This is a genomic window from Candidatus Planktophila sp., assembly GCF_040402275.1.
Taxonomy (GTDB): domain Bacteria; phylum Actinomycetota; class Actinomycetes; order Nanopelagicales; family Nanopelagicaceae; genus Planktophila.
This window is the reverse complement of record NZ_JBBAMW010000006.1, coordinates 1-18,010: the sequence shown is the minus strand read 5'-3', so window position 1 is coordinate 18,010 and position 18,010 is coordinate 1. Positions and strand designations below refer to the sequence as shown.

Sequence of the window (18,010 nt, the reverse complement as noted above, 5' to 3'; positions counted from 1 at the left end):
AACTTGTTCACGAACGCAAGCAAAGAAGCCCTATAAAAGAGCAGACGCGAAGGGTAACCCAACCCGCTCACGCGAGGCAAATCCGTGCTTTTACTCCTTTTATTGGGCGATGGGCCCAAATCCAGCCAGGATCTGCTCTTCGGCGTGTCGGGATCCTTCGAGGGTATAGATCCATCTCTGGAAATTCCCCGAGGAAAAAGTGATGACTACCCCCGGCTTTTTACGCTTAATAACGCAAAAATCCTTGTTTTTGCGCCTGCGCATAACCCCTATGAGCACCACATATGGAAAGGAGGTGCCTGGGGCTCGAACCCCTTGAAGCACCTGGGTGGTCCATAGGTTTTCGACATATTCGATGGATTCAACCTGGCTGAGCAAGGCTTTGGGAGCTGGCCAGCAGGCAGCCAGCTGTTCCAAGGGACTCAATTGCAGCCTTAGGCCCTGATCTTCTATTACCAAAATCGCCATAGAAACAAGGGTACTCCCGTTGCCAGATGTGGTTGGCTCCCTTCATGAGCACACCACATATCTCGGCTAAAAAGGGCGACATTGCCGATCGCATCCTTCTACCTGGCGACCCACTGCGCGCTAAGTGGATTGCAGATAACTACCTAGAAAATGTCACGCAATTTAATGCAGTGCGAAATATGTTTGGTTTTACCGGAACATATAAAGGTGAACGAGTATCTGTCATGGGAACTGGCATGGGTCTTCCATCTATTTCAATTTATGCAACTGAGCTTTTCAATGAATACGACGTTCAAGTAGCAATACGTATTGGCACATGTGGTGGATTGCTAGAAAAGACAAAGATTGGCGATGTCATCCTTGCGATGACTGCGTCAACAGATTCAAACATCAATCGTCGTTTTACAAACAACCTAGATTTTGCACCTCATGCAGATTTCAAACTACTTCTTGCTGCCTATGAAGCATCTAAGGGCAATCCCAATGTTCACATCGGTGGCATTGCCTCAATGGATTATTTCTATGATGAAACAGATTCTGCGCAAAAGTTGATTCAGCACGGGGTACTTGGTGTGGAAATGGAAGCTAATGCTCTGTATTCAATTGCAGCACGTAAGCAGCGTCGCGCTTTGGCTGTGTTAACTGTCTCTGATCACATCATTACTCATGAATCTATGCCATCTGAGCAACGTGAAAAGTCGCTCAATGCCATGGTTGAGATTGCACTAAGCGCAGCACTGAACGGATAGGCAATGACAACTGCTGAACTCTTACTCCTTGGCATCGTTACCTTTATTCTGATCGATTTTGCTGCAGGTCGTGTCATTGATTTCCTGAATGAAAGCAACAAAAACGTTGCGCTGACAGGAGTGGCCGCAGAGATTTATAACCCAGATGAGTATGCAAAGTCCCTTGAATACGGCACTGCCAAATACAAAGTAGAGATGCTGACCACTGTAATAGCCACTGTAGTAGTGCTTTCAGCCATCATTTTGGGCTGGTTTGCCTGGCTAGATCAGGCCATTCGGGATCGATATAGCAATGATTTACTTGTCACAGTTATCTTTTTTGGGGGTTTGATACTGGTTTCAATGATCGGAAATCTTCCTATTTCCTATTATTCAACCTTTGTTATTGAAGAAAAGTTTGGCTTTAACAAGACCACAAAGAAACTCTTTGTTATGGACACAATCAAGCAATTACTACTTAGCGTTGCACTTGGTCTGCCAGTAATTGCGCTGATCGCATGGATCTACCAAACTCTACAATCTACTTTCTGGCTTGTTGGTTGGCTTGCAGTTTCTGCAATTACCTTGTTCATGTTCATCTTTGGCACACGCATCTTCTTGCCGATGTTTAATAAGTTAAAGCCACTGCCAGAAGGTGAACTACGCACTGAGGTTGAGGCTTACTGCCAGTCACAAGGTTTCCCATTATCAAAATTGTGGGAGATGGATGCCTCAAAGCGTTCCACAAAACTTAATGCCTTCTTTTCAGGCATGGGCAAGGTGAAGATCATCGGTCTTTATGACACCTTGATTGAAAAGCTAACAACAAAAGAGACTGTTGCAGTTTTGGCCCACGAAGTTGGTCACTACAAGCGCAAGCATGTCTATACGATGTTTGCCTTTAGCAATGTGCAAACACTTGTCATTTTCTCTTTGCTGGGTTGGTTACTTGGTAATCCAAACCTTTCCAAAGCACTTGGCTCAGATACTCCAAGCTTTCATTTATCCATGATTGCTTTCTTCATGCTCTTCACACCGGTTTCAACTGTGCTTGGTTTGATTAACAACTCATTCTCACGTCACAACGAATACCAAGCAGATCAGTACTCAATTGATACCTATCCAGGTGCGCGGGACCATATGTACTCAGCACTCAAAAAATTGTCTGTTGAATCCTTAAGTAACTTAAACCCACACCCTGTCTATGTTGCAGTGCATTACTCCCACCCACCGATCCTTGATCGATTGGCTAATCTAAAGAAATAGCCTGTTTCTTACATAGAAAAGGCTCCCCGAAGGGAGCCTTTTCTATTGTGTAACTATTTTTAGCGAGGTACTTCAACCTCATCGAGACGAACAGCCTCACCAGAACCTTGTTGGTCAAATGGTGTGAAGTCGTACTCGTCATAAGCTGCATAAACTGCGGCCTTTGCTTCTTCCGTTGGCTCAACACGAATGTTGCGGTAACGGGCAAGACCAGTACCAGCTGGAATCAACTTACCGATGATGACGTTCTCCTTCAGACCGAGCAATGGATCGCTCTTCTCTGACAGTGCAGCATCTGTAAGTACACGAGTTGTTTCCTGGAATGAAGCCGCTGACAACCATGACTCAGTTGCAAGAGATGCCTTAGTGATACCCATAAGTTCTGGGCGACCTGAGGCAGCCTTTCCACCTGATGTCACAACGCGACGGTTTTCAGTCTCGAAACGACCACGCTCAACAAGCTCGCCTGGAAGTAGATCGGCATCTCCTGCTTCAAGCACTGTGATGCGCTTAAGCATTTGACGAACAATTACTTCAACGTGCTTATCGTGAATTCCTACACCCTGTGAGCGATACACAGACTGGATTTCATTAACCAAGTGAACCTGAGTTGCACGTGGTCCAAGAATACGAAGAACCTGCTTTGGATCAATCGCGCCAACAACCATCTTCTGGCCAACTTCAACGCGTGAACCATCTTCTACAAGTAGCTTCTGACGACGAGTGATTGGGTAAGCAACCTCTTCGCCTCCATCATCTGGAGTAACGACGATCTTCTTGCCCTTTGCATCTTCGCGGAATGAAACAACACCTGCTGTTTCAGCGATTGGTGCAACACCCTTAGGTGTACGCGCTTCGAAGAGCTCAACGATACGTGGAAGACCGTGAGTGATGTCATCACCAGCAACACCACCGGTGTGGAAGGTACGCATTGTTAGCTGTGTACCAGGCTCACCGATTGACTGTGCTGCAATGATTCCCACTGCTTCACCGACTGCAACGCGCTGACCTGCTGCAAGTGAACGACCGTAGCAAGCTGCACACTGTCCGACCTTGCTATCGCAAGTAAGAACTGAGCGAATCTTTACTTCGTCAACACCTGCTGCAACAAGTTCATCAATGTTGCGATCTCCAAGATCTGTACCTGCTGGAAGAATTACCACGCCATTAACAACTGCATCTTCAGACAATGTACGTCCAAATACTGATGTTTCAACGTGATCAAACTTAACTAGGCCACCTGACTCTTGACGAACACCAACCTGTAGAACAAGACCGCGATCAGTACCGCAATCTTCTTCACGGATGATGACATCCTGAGCAACGTCGCAAAGACGACGAGTGAGGTAACCAGAGTCAGCGGTACGAAGGGCAGTATCTGCAAGACCCTTACGAGCACCGTGAGTAGAAATAAAGTACTCAAGTACTGAAAGACCTTCACGGAAGTTTGACTTGATTGGGCGAGGAATAATTTCACCCTTTGGATTTGCTACAAGTCCACGCATACCGGCAATCTGACGGATCTGCATCATATTTCCACGAGCACCAGAGAAGACCATCATCCACACTGGGTTAACGCGAGGGAAGTTTTCTTCCATCTCCTTACCCACTTCAGCTGTTGCCTTTGTCCAGATCTCGATCAATTCCTGACGACGCTCGTCATCAGTGATGAGTCCCTTTTCATATTGCGATTGAACCTTGTCAGCCTGTGTTTCGTAGCTTTCAAGAATTTCCTTTTTGCGTGGAGGTGTAACAACATCTTCGATACCGATTGTTGCACCAGCGCGAGTTGCCCAATGGAAGCCAAGTGACTTCAACGCATCAAGCGTTTCTGCCACAACTACCTTTGGATAGAACTCAGCAAGGCGATCAACAATTGATCCAAGCTGCTTCTTTGTTACATCAAGATCAACAAATGGGTAATCAGCTGGAAGCGCTTCATTAAACAATGCGCGGCCAATTGTTGTTTCAATTGTCTCTGATGTTGGAGTCAAACGAATTTTGATCTTCGCTTGCAATGACACTGAGTGCTGATCGTGAGCCATGATCGCTTCTGGAATAGAACCGAATGCACGTCCCTCGCCAAGCTCGTTGTCACGAACCATTGTTAGGTAGTAAAGACCAAGAACCATGTCCTGTGTAGGAGATGTAATTGGACGGCCTGATGCTGGTGACAAGATGTTGTTTGAAGACAACATCAAGATACGAGCTTCTGCCTGTGCTTCAGCAGATAGAGGTAAGTGAACCGCCATCTGGTCACCGTCGAAGTCAGCGTTAAAAGCTGTACATACGAGTGGGTGAATCTGAATTGCTTTACCTTCAACCAATTGTGGTTCGAAAGCTTGAATACCTAGACGGTGAAGGGTTGGTGCGCGGTTAAGCAGAACAGGATGCTCTGCAATAACTTCTTCAAGCACATCCCAAACAACTGGACGTGCGCGCTCAACCATTCGCTTTGCAGATTTAATGTTCTGCGCGTGGTTTAGATCTACAAGTCGCTTCATTACGAATGGCTTGAAAAGTTCAAGTGCCATCTGCTTTGGAAGACCGCACTGGTGCAGCTTCAACTGTGGACCAACAACAATTACTGAACGACCTGAGTAGTCAACGCGCTTACCGAGCAAGTTCTGACGGAAACGTCCTTGCTTACCCTTAAGCATGTCTGACAATGACTTCAGCGCGCGGTTACCTGGACCTGTAACTGGACGACCACGACGACCGTTATCGAACAACGCATCTACAGCTTCCTGCAACATACGCTTTTCATTGTTAACGATGATCTCTGGTGCACCGAGATCAGCTAAACGCTTCAAACGGTTGTTACGGTTGATAACACGACGGTATAGATCGTTGAGATCTGAGGTCGCAAAGCGACCACCGTCTAGCTGAACCATTGGACGTAGATCAGGTGGAATAACTGGAACGCAATCAAGAACCATTGATGCTGGCTTGTTGCTTGTTGTAAGGAATGCGTTAACAACCTTCAAGCGCTTGATTGCACGAGTCTTCTTTGCACCCTTACCATTTTCAGAAAGATCTGTAAGTAGCTTGTGCTCAGTTTCTAGATCAAATGTCTCTAGACGACGCTTGATTGCAGCTGCTCCCATGTCACCCTTGAAGTACATGCCATAACGGTCACGCATTTCACGGTAAAGGTTTTCATCGCCTTCAAGATCTTGAACCTTAAGGTTTTTAAAACGTGCCCACACATCTTCTAGACGTGTGATTTCACGCTCTGCACGATCACGGATCGACTTAAGCTCGCGCTCTGCTGATTCACGAACCTTGCGCTTAACATCTGACTTTGCATCCTCTGCTTCGAGTTCTGCAAGATCTGATTCAAGCTTCTTGGTGCGCACATCTACATCGTTATCGCGACGAGTTTCGATCTTCTTGCGATCATTAGCAAGCTTCTTTTCCATCTGTGGCATATCTTCTTCACGCGCTTCAGTATCAACCTCTGTGATCATGTAAGCAGCGAAGTAAATAACCTTTTCTAGATCCTTTGGAGCAAGATCAAGTAGGTAACCAAGGCGTGATGGAACACCCTTGAAGTACCAGATGTGAGTTACAGGAGCTGCAAGCTCGATGTGACCCATGCGTTCGCGACGAACCTTTGCACGTGTGACTTCAACACCACAACGCTCGCAAATGATTCCCTTAAATCGAACGCGCTTGTACTTACCGCAATAACATTCCCAGTCACGAGTTGGTCCGAAGATCTTCTCGTCGAATAGGCCATCCTTTTCAGGCTTTAGTGTGCGGTAGTTAATGGTCTCTGGCTTCTTAACCTCACCAAAAGACCACTCGCGAATATTGTCTGCAGATGCGAGACCGATACGTAGTTCATCAAAGAAGTTGACATCTAACATGTTATTTTCCCTCTCACACTTCTTCTACGCTGCTTGGCTCAACTCGTGACAAGTTGATACCTAGCTCTTCGGCGGCACGGAATACTTCTTCATCTGTATCGCGCATTTCAATTGCGACACCTTCTGAAGAAAGCACTTCTACATTCAGACATAGTGATTGCATTTCCTTGATAAGCACCTTGAATGACTCAGGGATACCTGGCTCTGGAATGTTTTCACCCTTAACGATTGCTTCGTACACCTTTACGCGGCCGAGCACATCGTCTGACTTAATAGTGAGTAGTTCTTGGAGTGTGTATGCAGCACCATAAGCTTCAAGTGCCCACACCTCCATTTCACCAAATCGCTGACCACCGAATTGAGCCTTACCACCGAGTGGTTGCTGCGTGATCATTGAGTATGGACCAGTTGAACGTGCGTGAATCTTGTCATCAACCAAGTGGTGGAGCTTCAAGATGTACATGTATCCAACTGAAATTGGTGTTGGGTATGGCTCGCCGGAACGACCATCAAACAACTTGGCCTTTCCGCTCTTACCAATAAGTTGGAGACCATCACGGTTTGGAAGAGTTGCAGAAAGAAGACCTGAGATTTCATCTTCTAGAGCGCCATCGAAAACAGGAGTAGCAAACTTTGTTCCTGGTTCGCCCTTTTCTGCGCCGATTGCACGCATGTGCTTCTGCCATGCTTCATCAACACCTGAAAGATCCCAACCAGTTTTTGCTACCCAGCCCAAGTGCATTTCAAGAACCTGACCAACGTTCATACGACCAGGTACACCAAGTGGGTTAAGTACAACATCTACTGGAGTTCCATCTTCAAGGAATGGCATGTCTTCTACTGGAAGGATCTTAGAAATAACACCCTTGTTACCGTGGCGACCAGCAAGCTTGTCACCATCTTGAATCTTGCGCTTCTGTGCAACATATACGCGAACCAATTGGTTAACGCCAGCTGCAAGCTCGAAACCTTCTTCAGATTCAAAGATCTTTACGCCGATAACCTTTCCAGATTCACCGTGTGGAACCTTAAGAGATGTATCGCGAACTTCGCGAGCCTTCTCACCAAAGATTGCACGAAGCAAACGCTCTTCAGGTGTGAGTTCAGTTTCTCCCTTAGGAGTTACCTTTCCAACCAAGATGTCGCCAGGTACAACATCGGCGCCAACGCGAATGATTCCGCGCTCATCTAGATCTGAGAGAACTTCTTCAGAAACGTTAGGAATATCGCGAGTGATTTCTTCTGCACCAAGCTTGGTATCGCGAGCATCAACTTCATACTCTTCGATGTGGATTGATGTAAGAACATCATCCTGAACTAGGCGCTGTGAAAGAATGATCGCATCTTCGTAGTTGTGACCTTCCCATGACATAAATGCCACGAGTAGGTTCTTTCCGAGCGCCATTTCACCCTGATCGGTACAAGGACCGTCAGCGATAACTGAGCCAAATTCAACGCGCTGACCTTCAGAAACAACAACCTTCTGGTTGTATGAAGTTCCTTGGTTAGAACGTGTGAACTTGTGTAATGAATACGTTTGGTAAGTCGAGTCATCTGCCATGACCTTAACTTCATCTGCAGATACTTCAGTAACAACGCCGGCCTTAGTTGCGGTTACAACATCGCCTGCATCAACTGCGGCACGGAACTCCATACCTGTACCAATGACTGGTGCTTCTGCACGCATCAAAGGAACTGACTGACGCATCATGTTAGAACCCATCAACGCACGGTTAGCATCATCGTGCTCAAGGAACGGAATCATTGCTGTTGCAACAGAAACCATCTGACGTGGTGAAACATCCATGTAATCAACTTCATCAGCTGGGATGTATTCAACTTCGCCACCACGACGACGTACTAGTACGCGTGCTTCTGCAAAGTGATTGTCATCTGTTAGTGGTGCATTTGCCTGCGCGATGATGTGTTCATCTTCTTCATCTGCAGTGAGGTAATCAACCTGATCTGTAACGCGACCCTTTGAAACCTTGCGGTAAGGAGTCTCGATAAAACCAAAAGCTGTTACGCGACCATATGTTGCAAGTGAACCGATCAGACCAATGTTTGGTCCTTCAGGAGTTTCAATTGGACACATACGTCCGTAGTGAGATGGGTGGACGTCACGAACTTCGAAGCCTGCGCGATCACGTGAGAGACCACCAGGTCCAAGTGCTGAAAGACGACGCTTGTGTGTAAGTCCTGACAAAGGATTTGTCTGGTCCATGAACTGTGACAACTGAGAAGTTCCGAAGAACTCCTTGATTGACGCAACTACTGGACGGATGTTGATCAGAGTCTGAGGAGTAATTGCCTCAACATCTTGTGTCGTCATACGTTCGCGAACAACGCGCTCCATACGTGAGAGACCAATGCGAACCTGATTCTGAATCAATTCACCAACAGTACGAAGACGACGGTTACCGAAGTGATCGATATCGTCCTTCTCAACGCGAACTTCGCGGCCGTACTCCATCAATAGATCGCCGCGGTGAAGTGCTACTAAGTAGCGCAAAGTCGCAACAATGTCAGAGATAGTAAGAATTGATGATGAAAGATCAAGGTCTAGACCTAGCTTCTTATTAACCTTAAAGCGACCGACCTTGGCCAAGTCATAACGCTTTGGGTTGAAGTAAAGGTTTTCGAGCAAATTCTGTGCAGCTTCCTTAGTTGGAGGCTCACCTGGACGAAGCTTGCGGTAGATATCTAGTAACGCTTCATCTTGTGTCTTAACTGTGTCTTTTTCAAGAGTTGCGCGCATTGATTCAAACTCGCCGAACTCTTCAAGAATTTGTTCTTCAGTCCAACCAAGTGCCTTTAGGAACACTGTTACTGACTGCTTACGCTTACGGTCGATGCGAACACCAACAAGATCTTTCTTATCAACTTCAAATTCAACCCATGCACCACGTGAAGGAATAATCTTTGAAGTGAAAACATCTTTGTCAGATGCTTTTTCAATTGTGCGCTCGAAGTACACACCAGGTGAACGAACTAGCTGAGAAACAACAACACGCTCGGTTCCGTTAATTACGAATGTTCCGCGAGCTGTCATAACTGGGAAGTCACCCATAAATACTGTCTGTGACTTAATTTCACCAGTGATGTTGTTTGTGAACTCTGCTGTTACGAACAATGGTTGTGCATATGTCATATCGCGTTCTTTGCACTCAGCAATTGAGTACTTAGGTGGCTCGAAACGGTGATCGCGGAAAGATAGAGACATCGTTCCCTGGAAATCTTCGATCGGAGAAATCTCTTCAAAGATTTCTTCAAGACCTGAAGTTGTTGGGATTTCTCCACGATTCATTGAATCGGTTGCTGCGATACGTGAACGCCATGCATCGTTACCTAATAGCCAGTCAACGCTTTCAGTTTGCAGCGCTAACAGGTTAGGAACTTCTAGGGGTTCGCGGATCTTGGCGAATGAAACTCGACGGGGGGCTACTGAGATTTTTTTAGACGCGGCCAAGAGATGTCCTTTCAGACAAGTTGCGGGAACGCACAACTATTAGGTCTCAGCCGCTATATGCCCTGACCATAGAAATTTGTGCGAAGGTGAAGAGTACCGACCTCACCCCCGCCCTGTCCAACCCAATGCTTATACCTCTAAGCCAGGGCTTTGTCAGGCCTTTTGGAGAATTTGTGGATGAAAAAACCCCGCCTGGCACGATGGCCAAACGGGGTCTTTCGCGGTAATTATTGAAATTACTTGATTGTTACAGTCGCGCCAGCTGCCTCTAGTGCTGCCTTTGCCTTGTCTGCTGTCTCTTTGCTTGCCTTCTCTAGAAGGGTTGCTGGACATGCATCCACTAGGTCCTTCGCTTCCTTCAAGCCAAGGCTTGAATTTAGTCCGCGAACTTCCTTGATCACTGCAATCTTCTGTGATCCAGCGTTTTCCAAGATAACTGTGAACTCATCTTGTGCTGCCTCGGCTGCGCCGCCTGCTGCGCCGCCTGCTGCTGCAGCTGCTACTGGAGCCGCTGCTGTTACATCAAATTCAGTTTCGAAAGACTTAACGAACTCTGAGAGCTCGACCAATGTCATTTCCTTGAACTGACCCAATAGATCTTGTGTGCTGAGCTTTGCCATATTCGTTATTCCTTCTCTTCTGTTTCTGGGGTTGCTTCTGTAGTTACTTCTGTTGCTTCAGCTACAGGAGCTTCTGCTACATCTGTTGGTGTCTCAACTACTGCTTCTGCAGGAGCTTCGACTACTGCTTCAGCAGCTGGTGCTGCTTCTGCAACTGGCGCAGGTGCGCCTTGTTCTGATTCAAGCTTGATACGGAGTGCGTCAAATATGCGCGCTGCCTTAGCAAACGATCCCTTCATTGCACCAGCAAGCTTGGCCAACAGAACTTCACGAGACTCGAGGTTAGCGAGCTGCATGATCTCTGCAGGTGTTACAGGCTTGCCTTCATAGAAACCACCCTTGATAACAAGGAATGGATTCTCTTTTGCAAAATCACGGAGGCTCTTTGCTGCATCAATTGGATCACCCTTGATGAATGCAACAGCTGATGGACCGGTGAGAAGATCATCTGCGATCTCTACTCCAGCATCCTTTGCTGCAATCTTTGTGAGAGTGTTCTTCACTACTGAGTACTTGGTTGTTGTACCAAGTGCGCGGCGAAGTTCCTTCATTGATGTAACAGAAAGACCACGATATTCAGTGAGCACTGTTGCATTAGCTGTACGGAAATCCTCCGCAAGTTCAGCAACTGCTGTTGTCTTATCTGGGCGAGCCATTCGGTTCACCTTTCCTGTTTCATTGGTGACCGTAGGGAATAAAAAAATCCGTAACGCGTAAGCGCCACGGATTTACCATGATCACCTACGCGGGCTGAGATTTCCTCATTTATTTAGATCCACCTTGCGGTTGATCTAGACCTGCGGTCTTTGGTTATGGCCTAAGGTTAAAGGTGGGCAGCCTTCGAGGTCAAATCACGCATGAAAAAAGGCCCCGGCGCAATGCCGAGGCCCTTCTCATGAATTCTTATTTAGTTAGCTGATGGTTCGCGAACTAGGTTGGGATCGATAGCGATTCCAGGTCCCATCGTTGTTGAAACTACAGCCTTTTGTACGTAGCGACCCTTTGAAGAGTTTGGCTTGGCACGAAGTATTTCCTCCATCGCAGCTGCATAGTTATCTGCAAGTTGATCTGCAGTAAATGAAGCCTTACCGATTAAGAAGTGAAGGTTTGAATTCTTATCAACGCGGAATTCAATCTTTCCGCCCTTGATATCTTCAACAGCCTTAGCAACATCTGTTGTAACTGTTCCTGTCTTTGGGTTTGGCATCAAACCACGAGGTCCTAGAACCTTACCGAGGCGACCGACCTTGCCCATGAGATCTGGTGTTGAAACAACTGCGTCGTAATCAAGACGACCCTTTGCAACTTCTTCAATCAGTTCGTCGCCACCGACGATGTCTGCACCAGCTGCGCGAGCTGCATCAGCATTTGCACCGTTCGCGAAAACCAAAACGCGAGCAGTCTTACCAGTTCCGTGTGGAAGGTTAACTGTTGAACGGATTGCTTGATCAGCCTTCTTGGGATCCACACCAAGAACGAGAGCAACTTCTACAGATGCGTCGTACTTAACTGTTGATGTTTCCTTAACAAGTGTTACTGCTTGTAGCGGTGTGTATAGGTGATCTTTCTTTACCTTTTCAGCTGCCGCTAAGTATTTCTTTGAGCGCTTCATTTCTTCCTCATTTCTTCTTATTTAAAAGAAGCTAGTGGTTGTGGTTAGCGAACCAGCGAGGTTCTCCCACATCTCTTCACCAATTTGGTGTTGAGAAATTTATTTATCCGTTGACTGTGATTCCCATTGAACGAGCTGTGCCCGCAATGATCTTCGAAGCTGCATCAATGTCATTTGCATTCAGATCTGACATCTTCTGTGTTGCGATCTCCTTGACCTGAGCCATGGTGATGTTTGCAACCTTAGTCTTGTGAGGAACAGCTGATCCCTTATCAACGCCAGCCGCCTTCAAGATCAAACGTGATGCAGGAGGTGTCTTGGTGATAAATGTGAATGAACGATCTTCATAGACAGTGATCTCAACTGGAATGATCTGGCCCTTTTGTGATGCTGTTGCATCGTTGTATGCCTTCACGAACTCCATGATGTTGACACCATGCTGACCTAGCGCAGGACCAACTGGTGGTGCAGGTGTTGCTGCTCCAGCCTGAATCTGCAACTTGATGAAGCCGGTTACCTTCTTCTTTGGTGCCATTTCTGTTTCCTCTTTTTCTTGGTTTTCTAATTAAATCTTTTGTACTTGCGCAAATGAAAGTTCTACAGGTGTTTCACGTCCGAAGATTGAAACAAGAACCTTGAGCTTTGCTTGCTCTGGCATGATCTCTGAGATCGATGCTGGCAGCGTTGCAAAAGGGCCATCCATCACAGTTACTGACTCGCCAACTTCGAAGTCAATAAGACGGATTTGATCCTTATCCAACTTCTTCTGTGGACGTGGTGCAAGAATCTTTTCAACTTCATCCATGCTCAGTGGTGATGGGTGATGAGCGTTGCCAACGAAGCCTGTAACACCAGGAGTGTTACGAACTGCTGACCATGACTCATCAGTTAGATCCATGCGAACAAGAACATAACCTGGGTAGATGTTGCGCTTAACCATCTTGAACTGGCCGTTCTTAAGTTCCTTGACCTCTTCTTCAGGTACTTCGATCTGGAAGATGTAATCCTCCATGTTGAGAGACATAATGCGGTTATGAAGGTTGCCTTTAACCTTCTTCTCATATCCTGCATAAGAGTGGACTACATACCAGTCGCCACGTGCTGTGCGCAGGGTGCGACGGAATTCTGCGTTTGGATCATTGTCATCTGATTCGATGTCGCCATCTTCATCTGATGCGAGCGCAAGCTCAGGCTCAGGCGAAGCTACTGGAGCTTCAACGATCTCTTCTTCAACTACCGGAGTTGAAATCTCTGTCGCATTGGCAGCAAGTGCTGCTTCAAATGCGTCTGCTTTGATCTCTTCAGTCATTATTTTCCTTTATCCAAATACCCAGAAGACAAGTCTTCCAAGAACAAGGTCGATGAGAGATACAACGGCAATGATGAATGAAACGAATACAAGAACAACAGCTGTGTATGTTGTTAGCTGATTACGTGTAGGCCAAACAACCTTGCGAAGTTCTGAAACTACTTGGCGATAGAAAAGTCCAACGCGCGCAAATAGACCGAGCTTCTCGGCTACTTGTTCAACTGACTCTGTCATCGTCATTCCTTTCGATACTTCACGGATACTTCTTTATTACACATACTTCGTACTACTTGCAGGGCAGGAGGGACTCGAACCCCCAACCGGCCGCTTTGGAGACGGCAACTCTAGCCAATTGAGCTACTGCCCTTCGCGAGAGCATGGCAAAACCATAGGGAAAAGCAAACCCTCGTGAGCGTCGAAGTGTAGAGGCAAGGTGGGGTTCAGGTCTAACTCGCGCGTGAAATACGGCAGACTTACGCCTATGACTCCACGTATCTCAGCCCGCATCGCAGCTATCGCAGAATCAGCCACTTTGGCCGTTGATGCAAAAGCAAAGGCGCTTAAAGCAGCTGGTCGTCCAGTAATTGGCTTTGGTGCAGGTGAACCAGATTTCCCAACACCTGATTACATCGTTGAAGCAGCAGCTGCTGCAACAAAGGTTGTAGCAAACCATCGCTACACACCAACACCAGGTTTGCCAGATCTACGCGAAGCAATCGTTGCAAAGACTAAGCGTGACAGTAACTATGACATCACCGTTGACCAAGTACTGGTAACAAATGGTGGCAAGCAGTCTGTGTATCAAGCATTTGCAACAATTATTGATCCAGGCGATGAAGTACTACTTCCATCACCATTTTGGACTACATACCCAGAGTGCATCAAATTAGCTGGCGGAGTTTCTGTTGAGGTATTTGCTGATGAAACTCAAAACTATTTGGTTTCAATTGAACAGCTAGAGGCTGCTCGCACACCAAAAACAAAAGCGTTGCTTTTTGGTTCTCCATCAAATCCAACAGGTGCTGTCTATTCACCAGAGCAAGTTAAAGCAATTGGTGAATGGGCTGTTAAAAACAACATCTGGGTAATCACCGATGAAATTTATGAGCACTTGTTATATGACGGTGCGAAGGCTCCATCACTTCCAGTTGTAGTCCCAGAACTTGCAGACACATGCATCATCATTAACGGAGTTGCAAAGACTTATGCAATGACAGGTTGGCGCGTGGGCTGGATGATTGGACCAAAAGATGTCATCAAGGCAGCCACCAACTTGCAATCACACCTATCGTCAAATGTTTCAAATGTTTCACAGCGCGCAGCTATTGCAGCAGTGACCGGAAACCTTGATGCCGTTCACACAATGGGTGAAGCATTTAACCGTCGCCGTAAGTTAATTGTTGGTTTACTCAACGAAATTCCAGGATTTGAATGCCCAACACCTACCGGTGCTTTTTACGTCTACCCATCCGTTAAGGGCGTATTGGGCAAAACAATCCGTGGGAAAACACCTACGACATCTGCTGAATTAGCTACCTTGTTACTTGAAGAGGTTGAAGTTGCCGCAGTACCAGGCGAAGCATTTGGTCCCTCTGGATACCTGCGCTTTTCCTATGCAACAAGTGATGAAGATATTGTCGAAGGTATTGGCCGTATTAAGAAACTACTTACAGAAGGTTAAATCTCGATCCCAATCAGATTTACCTCTGCTTCAAGGGTTATTCCAAATATCTCTTTAACGTGATCTCGTGCGCGCTTTGCAAGCTCTGCAATATCTGCAGCTGTTGCATCACCAGAGTTAGTCAATGCCAGCACATGCTTTGATGAAATACGCGCACCACCAACTTCATCACCCTTATGCATTCCTGCATTTTCAATAAGCCACGCAGCAGAAATCTTTACTCGACCATCGTTGAGCGGCCATTTAGGCGCAGCATTAGGCAAGGCATCTGCTGCTTGCTGCGAAATAATTGGATTAGTAAAGAAGGATCCAGCAGACCACGAATCATGATCTTCGAGAGATAGCAACATTCCTTTGCTTGCACGAAGCTCAAGAACAGCGTCACGAGTTGCAACTACTGGTGCTTTATCTCCTAGTTGTACTCCAAGTTTTTTAGCAAGTTCAAGATAAGTAATGGGATCACTCAACTCACCGCGACGAATCTGGAACTGGACATCTAGTACGACATATCGCCCAGGGTGCGACTTGAATAAAGAGTTTCGGTATGAGAATTGGCATTCGCTATTGGTAAATGTTTTTAGCACTTTTTCTTGGCGGTCATAAGTTCGAACACGTGTAATGAACTCTGAAACTTCATGACCATATGCACCAATATTTTGAATGGGTGAGGCACCCACCGTGCCAGGAATTCCGCTGAGGGTTTCAAGACCTGCGAAACCACTGGCAATTGTTGTTTGAACAAATACATCCCAGTCTTCACCCGCACCAATTGTCAGCGTGGCACCGCTACATGCATCAACTTCTGCTTGCACAGAGTTGTTAGAGATTCGAATAACCGTTCCTTCAAAGCCCTTATCTGCAATCAGAACATTGGTGCCGCCACCCATAATCAAAATAGGCGTATCGCCTGCCTCTTCAATGGCAGCGATTATTTGCGCCTCTGTTGATACCTGAACAATTTTTGTAGCCGGGCCACCCACGCGCAAGCTGGTGTATTGGGATAACTCGGTCATGTAGAAAGGTTACCTGCGCGGGGACAAAATTGCGCTTTTACCTCTGTACTTATCCAAGATACGGTCGTAGTTCTTCTTGGACTGCACCTCGCGGTATTCGGGATCTGCGTCGTGATATCCGTGATGACGCTCTTGCGTAAGTGGCAACTCCATTTGTAGCAACTTGCCACCTGCTTGGCGGATCTTTAATGAGTATTCCATGTCTGCATTTCGGTAATACACAGCGCGAGGATTAAATCCACCCACTTCAATCATCGCTGCGCGGTTAAATGCCATGAAGTAAGAAAACAGAACATCAACTTCGCCAGGACCCTTGTCATCAACACTTCGCCATTCATCCTCAGTGTTAACTAATCCCCCGCGCCAACCAACGGCGACGTATTCGCCCTTTTCGAGTTCTTGGACAACTGGAGTAATTGCATCGCCTGTAAAACGAGTTGAAGGATCCATGATGATTACATACTTACTTTGGACCTTTTCGAGAAGAACATTTGCACAATCTCCCCATGCAGCACCTGGATTAACTGAAATCAAATAGGTGCGCTTATCCATTTGCTCAAACAATGTGCCAGCATCACCAATTGAAATTATTGCCACAGCGCAATCACTGTTGGCCTTTATCGCTTTAACTGTTTCTAAGGCATCTTCTGTGAAGCCATCAACAATTAATCCAACTGTGACATCGTTTTCCAAATCAATAGTTCGGATATCGCGAGGGTAAGCAAGAGTTATATAAGGCTTCTTAGGCTTTAGTTCATATCCCCCAGCAACATCTACAACTTCAAAACCTGCTTGAAGTAATTCATCGCGGTATTTGTCGGCTAGGGCAAAGTCTTTTGCGGCACGTGCATCCATGCGGGCTTGTGCTAACGCAGTTACTGAATCTGGAATGCTCACTTGATTACAACCGCTTTAGCCATACCAAGAACCTTTACGCCAGCAGATGTAGCACTCAAAGTTATTGATATCTGATTACCATCTATTTCAGCAACAGTAGCTGTCACAGTTAAATCAACCTTTTGATCTGCCGGCACAATCACAGGCTTAACAAAGCGGGCCGAAAACTCTTTAACTGAAGCTGATCCGCCTGCCCAATCTGTCACATACTTTCCAACCAAAGCCATTGTTAGCATGCCGTGTGCAATGACATTAGGAAGCCCGACAGAGAGTGCAAACTCTTCATTCTGGTGGATTGGGTTCTGATCTCCACTTGCATCTGCATACGCCTTAAGCAATGCGCGATCTAGATAAAAGATATGTTCTTCCAAAACAGTGCCGACTTCAATCATGCGCGCACCACCAAAGTGGACCAAGAAGAAACAACTAATTCAGCTCCGTTATGTAGATCCGAGCGAACGGAGACAATTTCATTTCCTGCAGCAACTCGAAGCGTTTCGATTGTCGCTGAACACTTAAACACATCACCAGCAACTATTGGGCGAAAGATTTCAAACTTTTGATCCCCGTGAACTAAGCGAGTCCAATCAACGCCAATGTCAGGTTGAGTCAGAATTGCTTCATATTGGGACAATGAAATCCGAATAGAAAAGGTAGGAGGTGCGACAGTTGTATTTGTCTCTGAGATGACAGCACAGAAGTCATCAATTTCAGATTGAGAAACAGTTACAGACCCTGCACCTTCAAAGGTGCGCCCGACCGAATCGGGATTGATCATTAGCGAGTTTCGCGGTGAAGAGTTGACAACTTGCAACGTGGACAGAACTTCTTAAGTTCCATACGGTCTGGATCGTTGCGGCGGTTCTTCTTTGTAATGTAGTTACGCTCTTTGCAATCAACGCATGCCATGGTGATCTTTGGACGGACGTCCGAGCTCTTACTTGCCATGGTCTTACTCCTTCTATCGATTACGAGAGGCACAGGTTACCTGAGCCATCACGTAGCGCGAAATTCACGCTCGTTGAACTAGTAGCGGAGGCGGGATTTGAACCCACGACACAGCGATTATGAGCCG

The 18,010-nt window shown here is 46.5% G+C and carries 17 protein-coding genes and 1 tRNA gene; 3 read left to right on the top strand and 15 right to left on the bottom strand.

From position 1 onward, the window contains the following. Nucleotides 1-99: 99 nt before the first annotated feature. Nucleotides 100-468, bottom strand: a complete 369-nt coding sequence (locus AC9UEY_RS02510; RefSeq protein ID WP_509537316.1) for a hypothetical protein — start codon at nucleotides 466-468, stop codon at nucleotides 100-102. Nucleotides 469-512: 44 nt separating this feature from the next. On the opposite strand from AC9UEY_RS02510, the gene deoD reads away from it, so the two are divergent. Continuing rightward, nucleotides 513-1,217: a purine-nucleoside phosphorylase gene (deoD, locus tag AC9UEY_RS02505; RefSeq protein WP_509537313.1), complete on the top strand. Its 705-nt coding sequence runs from the start codon at nucleotides 513-515 to the stop codon at nucleotides 1,215-1,217. 3 nt (nucleotides 1,218-1,220) lie between these two features. After that, nucleotides 1,221-2,462 carry a M48 family metallopeptidase gene (locus tag AC9UEY_RS02500; RefSeq protein WP_509537311.1) on the top strand — a complete coding sequence of 414 codons (1,242 nt, stop codon included), beginning with the start codon at nucleotides 1,221-1,223 and terminating at the stop codon, nucleotides 2,460-2,462. A 59-nt stretch (nucleotides 2,463-2,521) separates the two neighbouring features. Here AC9UEY_RS02500 and AC9UEY_RS02495 read toward each other — a convergent pair whose 3' ends face one another. From AC9UEY_RS02495 to AC9UEY_RS02455, 9 genes are all read right to left on the bottom strand, one after another. Next, nucleotides 2,522-6,334 (bottom strand): DNA-directed RNA polymerase subunit beta', encoded by a 3,813-nt coding sequence (locus AC9UEY_RS02495; protein ID WP_509537308.1) that lies wholly within the window; start codon nucleotides 6,332-6,334, stop codon nucleotides 2,522-2,524. Between the two features lie 13 nt (nucleotides 6,335-6,347). After that, on the bottom strand, nucleotides 6,348-9,818 hold the full coding sequence (gene rpoB / locus AC9UEY_RS02490) for a DNA-directed RNA polymerase subunit beta (RefSeq protein ID WP_509537475.1): 3,471 nt from the start codon (nucleotides 9,816-9,818) through the stop codon (nucleotides 6,348-6,350). Between the two features lie 221 nt (nucleotides 9,819-10,039). Beyond that, the gene (gene rplL / locus AC9UEY_RS02485; protein WP_509537305.1) at nucleotides 10,040-10,423 is read right to left on the bottom strand and encodes a 50S ribosomal protein L7/L12; all 384 of its coding nucleotides are present in this window, start codon (nucleotides 10,421-10,423) and stop codon (nucleotides 10,040-10,042) included. 5 nt (nucleotides 10,424-10,428) lie between these two features. Then, the gene (rplJ, locus tag AC9UEY_RS02480; RefSeq protein ID WP_509537302.1) at nucleotides 10,429-11,079 is read right to left on the bottom strand and encodes a 50S ribosomal protein L10; all 651 of its coding nucleotides are present in this window, start codon (nucleotides 11,077-11,079) and stop codon (nucleotides 10,429-10,431) included. A gap of 251 nt (nucleotides 11,080-11,330) precedes the next feature. After that, nucleotides 11,331-12,035, bottom strand: coding sequence for a 50S ribosomal protein L1 (rplA, locus tag AC9UEY_RS02475; RefSeq protein WP_509537299.1), 705 nt, complete (start codon nucleotides 12,033-12,035; stop codon nucleotides 11,331-11,333). Between the two features lie 103 nt (nucleotides 12,036-12,138). After that, nucleotides 12,139-12,570 carry a 50S ribosomal protein L11 gene (rplK, locus tag AC9UEY_RS02470; RefSeq protein WP_509537296.1) on the bottom strand — a complete coding sequence of 144 codons (432 nt, stop codon included), beginning with the start codon at nucleotides 12,568-12,570 and terminating at the stop codon, nucleotides 12,139-12,141. 30 nt (nucleotides 12,571-12,600) lie between these two features. Beyond that, nucleotides 12,601-13,344 carry a transcription termination/antitermination protein NusG gene (gene nusG, locus AC9UEY_RS02465; RefSeq protein ID WP_509537293.1) on the bottom strand — a complete coding sequence of 248 codons (744 nt, stop codon included), beginning with the start codon at nucleotides 13,342-13,344 and terminating at the stop codon, nucleotides 12,601-12,603. 9 nt (nucleotides 13,345-13,353) lie between these two features. Then, entirely contained in the window at nucleotides 13,354-13,578 is a 225-nt protein-coding gene (gene secE / locus AC9UEY_RS02460) for a preprotein translocase subunit SecE (RefSeq protein WP_509537291.1), read from the bottom strand. 59 nt (nucleotides 13,579-13,637) lie between these two features. Then, nucleotides 13,638-13,711 (bottom strand) — tRNA-Trp (locus AC9UEY_RS02455). A 114-nt stretch (nucleotides 13,712-13,825) separates the two neighbouring features. Here AC9UEY_RS02455 and AC9UEY_RS02450 point away from each other — a divergent pair. Then, nucleotides 13,826-15,025 (top strand): pyridoxal phosphate-dependent aminotransferase, encoded by a 1,200-nt coding sequence (locus tag AC9UEY_RS02450; protein ID WP_509537288.1) that lies wholly within the window; start codon nucleotides 13,826-13,828, stop codon nucleotides 15,023-15,025. On the opposite strand, the gene AC9UEY_RS02445 is transcribed toward AC9UEY_RS02450, so the two are convergent. Genes AC9UEY_RS02445 through rpmG form a run of 5 tightly spaced genes read right to left on the bottom strand, consistent with a single transcriptional unit; the run spans nucleotide 15,022 to nucleotide 17,883 of the window. Continuing rightward, complete coding sequence (locus AC9UEY_RS02445; protein ID WP_509537285.1) at nucleotides 15,022-16,038, bottom strand: UDP-N-acetylmuramate dehydrogenase; 1,017 nt, start codon at nucleotides 16,036-16,038, stop codon at nucleotides 15,022-15,024. The two genes, AC9UEY_RS02450 and AC9UEY_RS02445, sit on opposite strands and share 4 nt — an antisense overlap. Before the next feature lie 9 nt (nucleotides 16,039-16,047). Beyond that, nucleotides 16,048-16,935: a glycosyltransferase family 2 protein gene (locus AC9UEY_RS02440; protein ID WP_509537282.1), complete on the bottom strand. Its 888-nt coding sequence runs from the start codon at nucleotides 16,933-16,935 to the stop codon at nucleotides 16,048-16,050. After that, nucleotides 16,932-17,327, bottom strand: a complete 396-nt coding sequence (locus tag AC9UEY_RS02435; RefSeq protein ID WP_509537279.1) for a MaoC/PaaZ C-terminal domain-containing protein — start codon at nucleotides 17,325-17,327, stop codon at nucleotides 16,932-16,934. The genes AC9UEY_RS02440 and AC9UEY_RS02435 overlap by 4 nt, the downstream gene beginning before the upstream one ends. Continuing rightward, nucleotides 17,324-17,713 carry an FAS1-like dehydratase domain-containing protein gene (locus AC9UEY_RS02430; protein WP_509537276.1) on the bottom strand — a complete coding sequence of 130 codons (390 nt, stop codon included), beginning with the start codon at nucleotides 17,711-17,713 and terminating at the stop codon, nucleotides 17,324-17,326. The genes AC9UEY_RS02435 and AC9UEY_RS02430 overlap by 4 nt, the downstream gene beginning before the upstream one ends. After that, a complete protein-coding gene (gene rpmG, locus AC9UEY_RS02425; RefSeq protein WP_445835565.1) occupies nucleotides 17,713-17,883 on the bottom strand; it encodes a 50S ribosomal protein L33 in 171 nt (56 codons plus the stop codon). Before rpmG ends, AC9UEY_RS02430 begins: the two co-directional genes overlap by 1 nt. Nucleotides 17,884-18,010: the final 127 nt, after the last annotated feature.

Excerpts from the sequence above, each read along its gene's own strand:
- secE (WP_509537291.1), bottom strand. The coding sequence starts at position 13,578 with ATGACAGAGTCAGTTGAACAAGTAGCCGAGAAGCTCGGTCTATTTGCG.
- AC9UEY_RS02495 (WP_509537308.1), bottom strand. The coding sequence starts at position 6,334 with ATGTTAGATGTCAACTTCTTTGATGAACTACGTATCGGTCTCGCATCT.
- rplK (WP_509537296.1), bottom strand. The coding sequence starts at position 12,570 with ATGGCACCAAAGAAGAAGGTAACCGGCTTCATCAAGTTGCAGATTCAG.
- rplJ (WP_509537302.1), bottom strand. The coding sequence starts at position 11,079 with ATGGCTCGCCCAGATAAGACAACAGCAGTTGCTGAACTTGCGGAGGAT.
- rplL (WP_509537305.1), bottom strand. The coding sequence starts at position 10,423 with ATGGCAAAGCTCAGCACACAAGATCTATTGGGTCAGTTCAAGGAAATG.
- AC9UEY_RS02510 (WP_509537316.1), bottom strand. The coding sequence starts at position 468 with ATGGCGATTTTGGTAATAGAAGATCAGGGCCTAAGGCTGCAATTGAGT.
- AC9UEY_RS02500 (WP_509537311.1), top strand. The coding sequence starts at position 1,221 with ATGACAACTGCTGAACTCTTACTCCTTGGCATCGTTACCTTTATTCTG.
- nusG (WP_509537293.1), bottom strand. The coding sequence starts at position 13,344 with ATGACTGAAGAGATCAAAGCAGACGCATTTGAAGCAGCACTTGCTGCC.
- deoD (WP_509537313.1), top strand. The coding sequence starts at position 513 with ATGAGCACACCACATATCTCGGCTAAAAAGGGCGACATTGCCGATCGC.
- AC9UEY_RS02430 (WP_509537276.1), bottom strand. The coding sequence starts at position 17,713 with ATGATCAATCCCGATTCGGTCGGGCGCACCTTTGAAGGTGCAGGGTCT.
- AC9UEY_RS02450 (WP_509537288.1), top strand. The coding sequence starts at position 13,826 with ATGACTCCACGTATCTCAGCCCGCATCGCAGCTATCGCAGAATCAGCC.
- AC9UEY_RS02445 (WP_509537285.1), bottom strand. The coding sequence starts at position 16,038 with ATGACCGAGTTATCCCAATACACCAGCTTGCGCGTGGGTGGCCCGGCT.
- rplA (WP_509537299.1), bottom strand. The coding sequence starts at position 12,035 with ATGAAGCGCTCAAAGAAATACTTAGCGGCAGCTGAAAAGGTAAAGAAA.
- AC9UEY_RS02435 (WP_509537279.1), bottom strand. The coding sequence starts at position 17,327 with ATGATTGAAGTCGGCACTGTTTTGGAAGAACATATCTTTTATCTAGAT.
- rpmG (WP_445835565.1), bottom strand. The coding sequence starts at position 17,883 with ATGGCAAGTAAGAGCTCGGACGTCCGTCCAAAGATCACCATGGCATGC.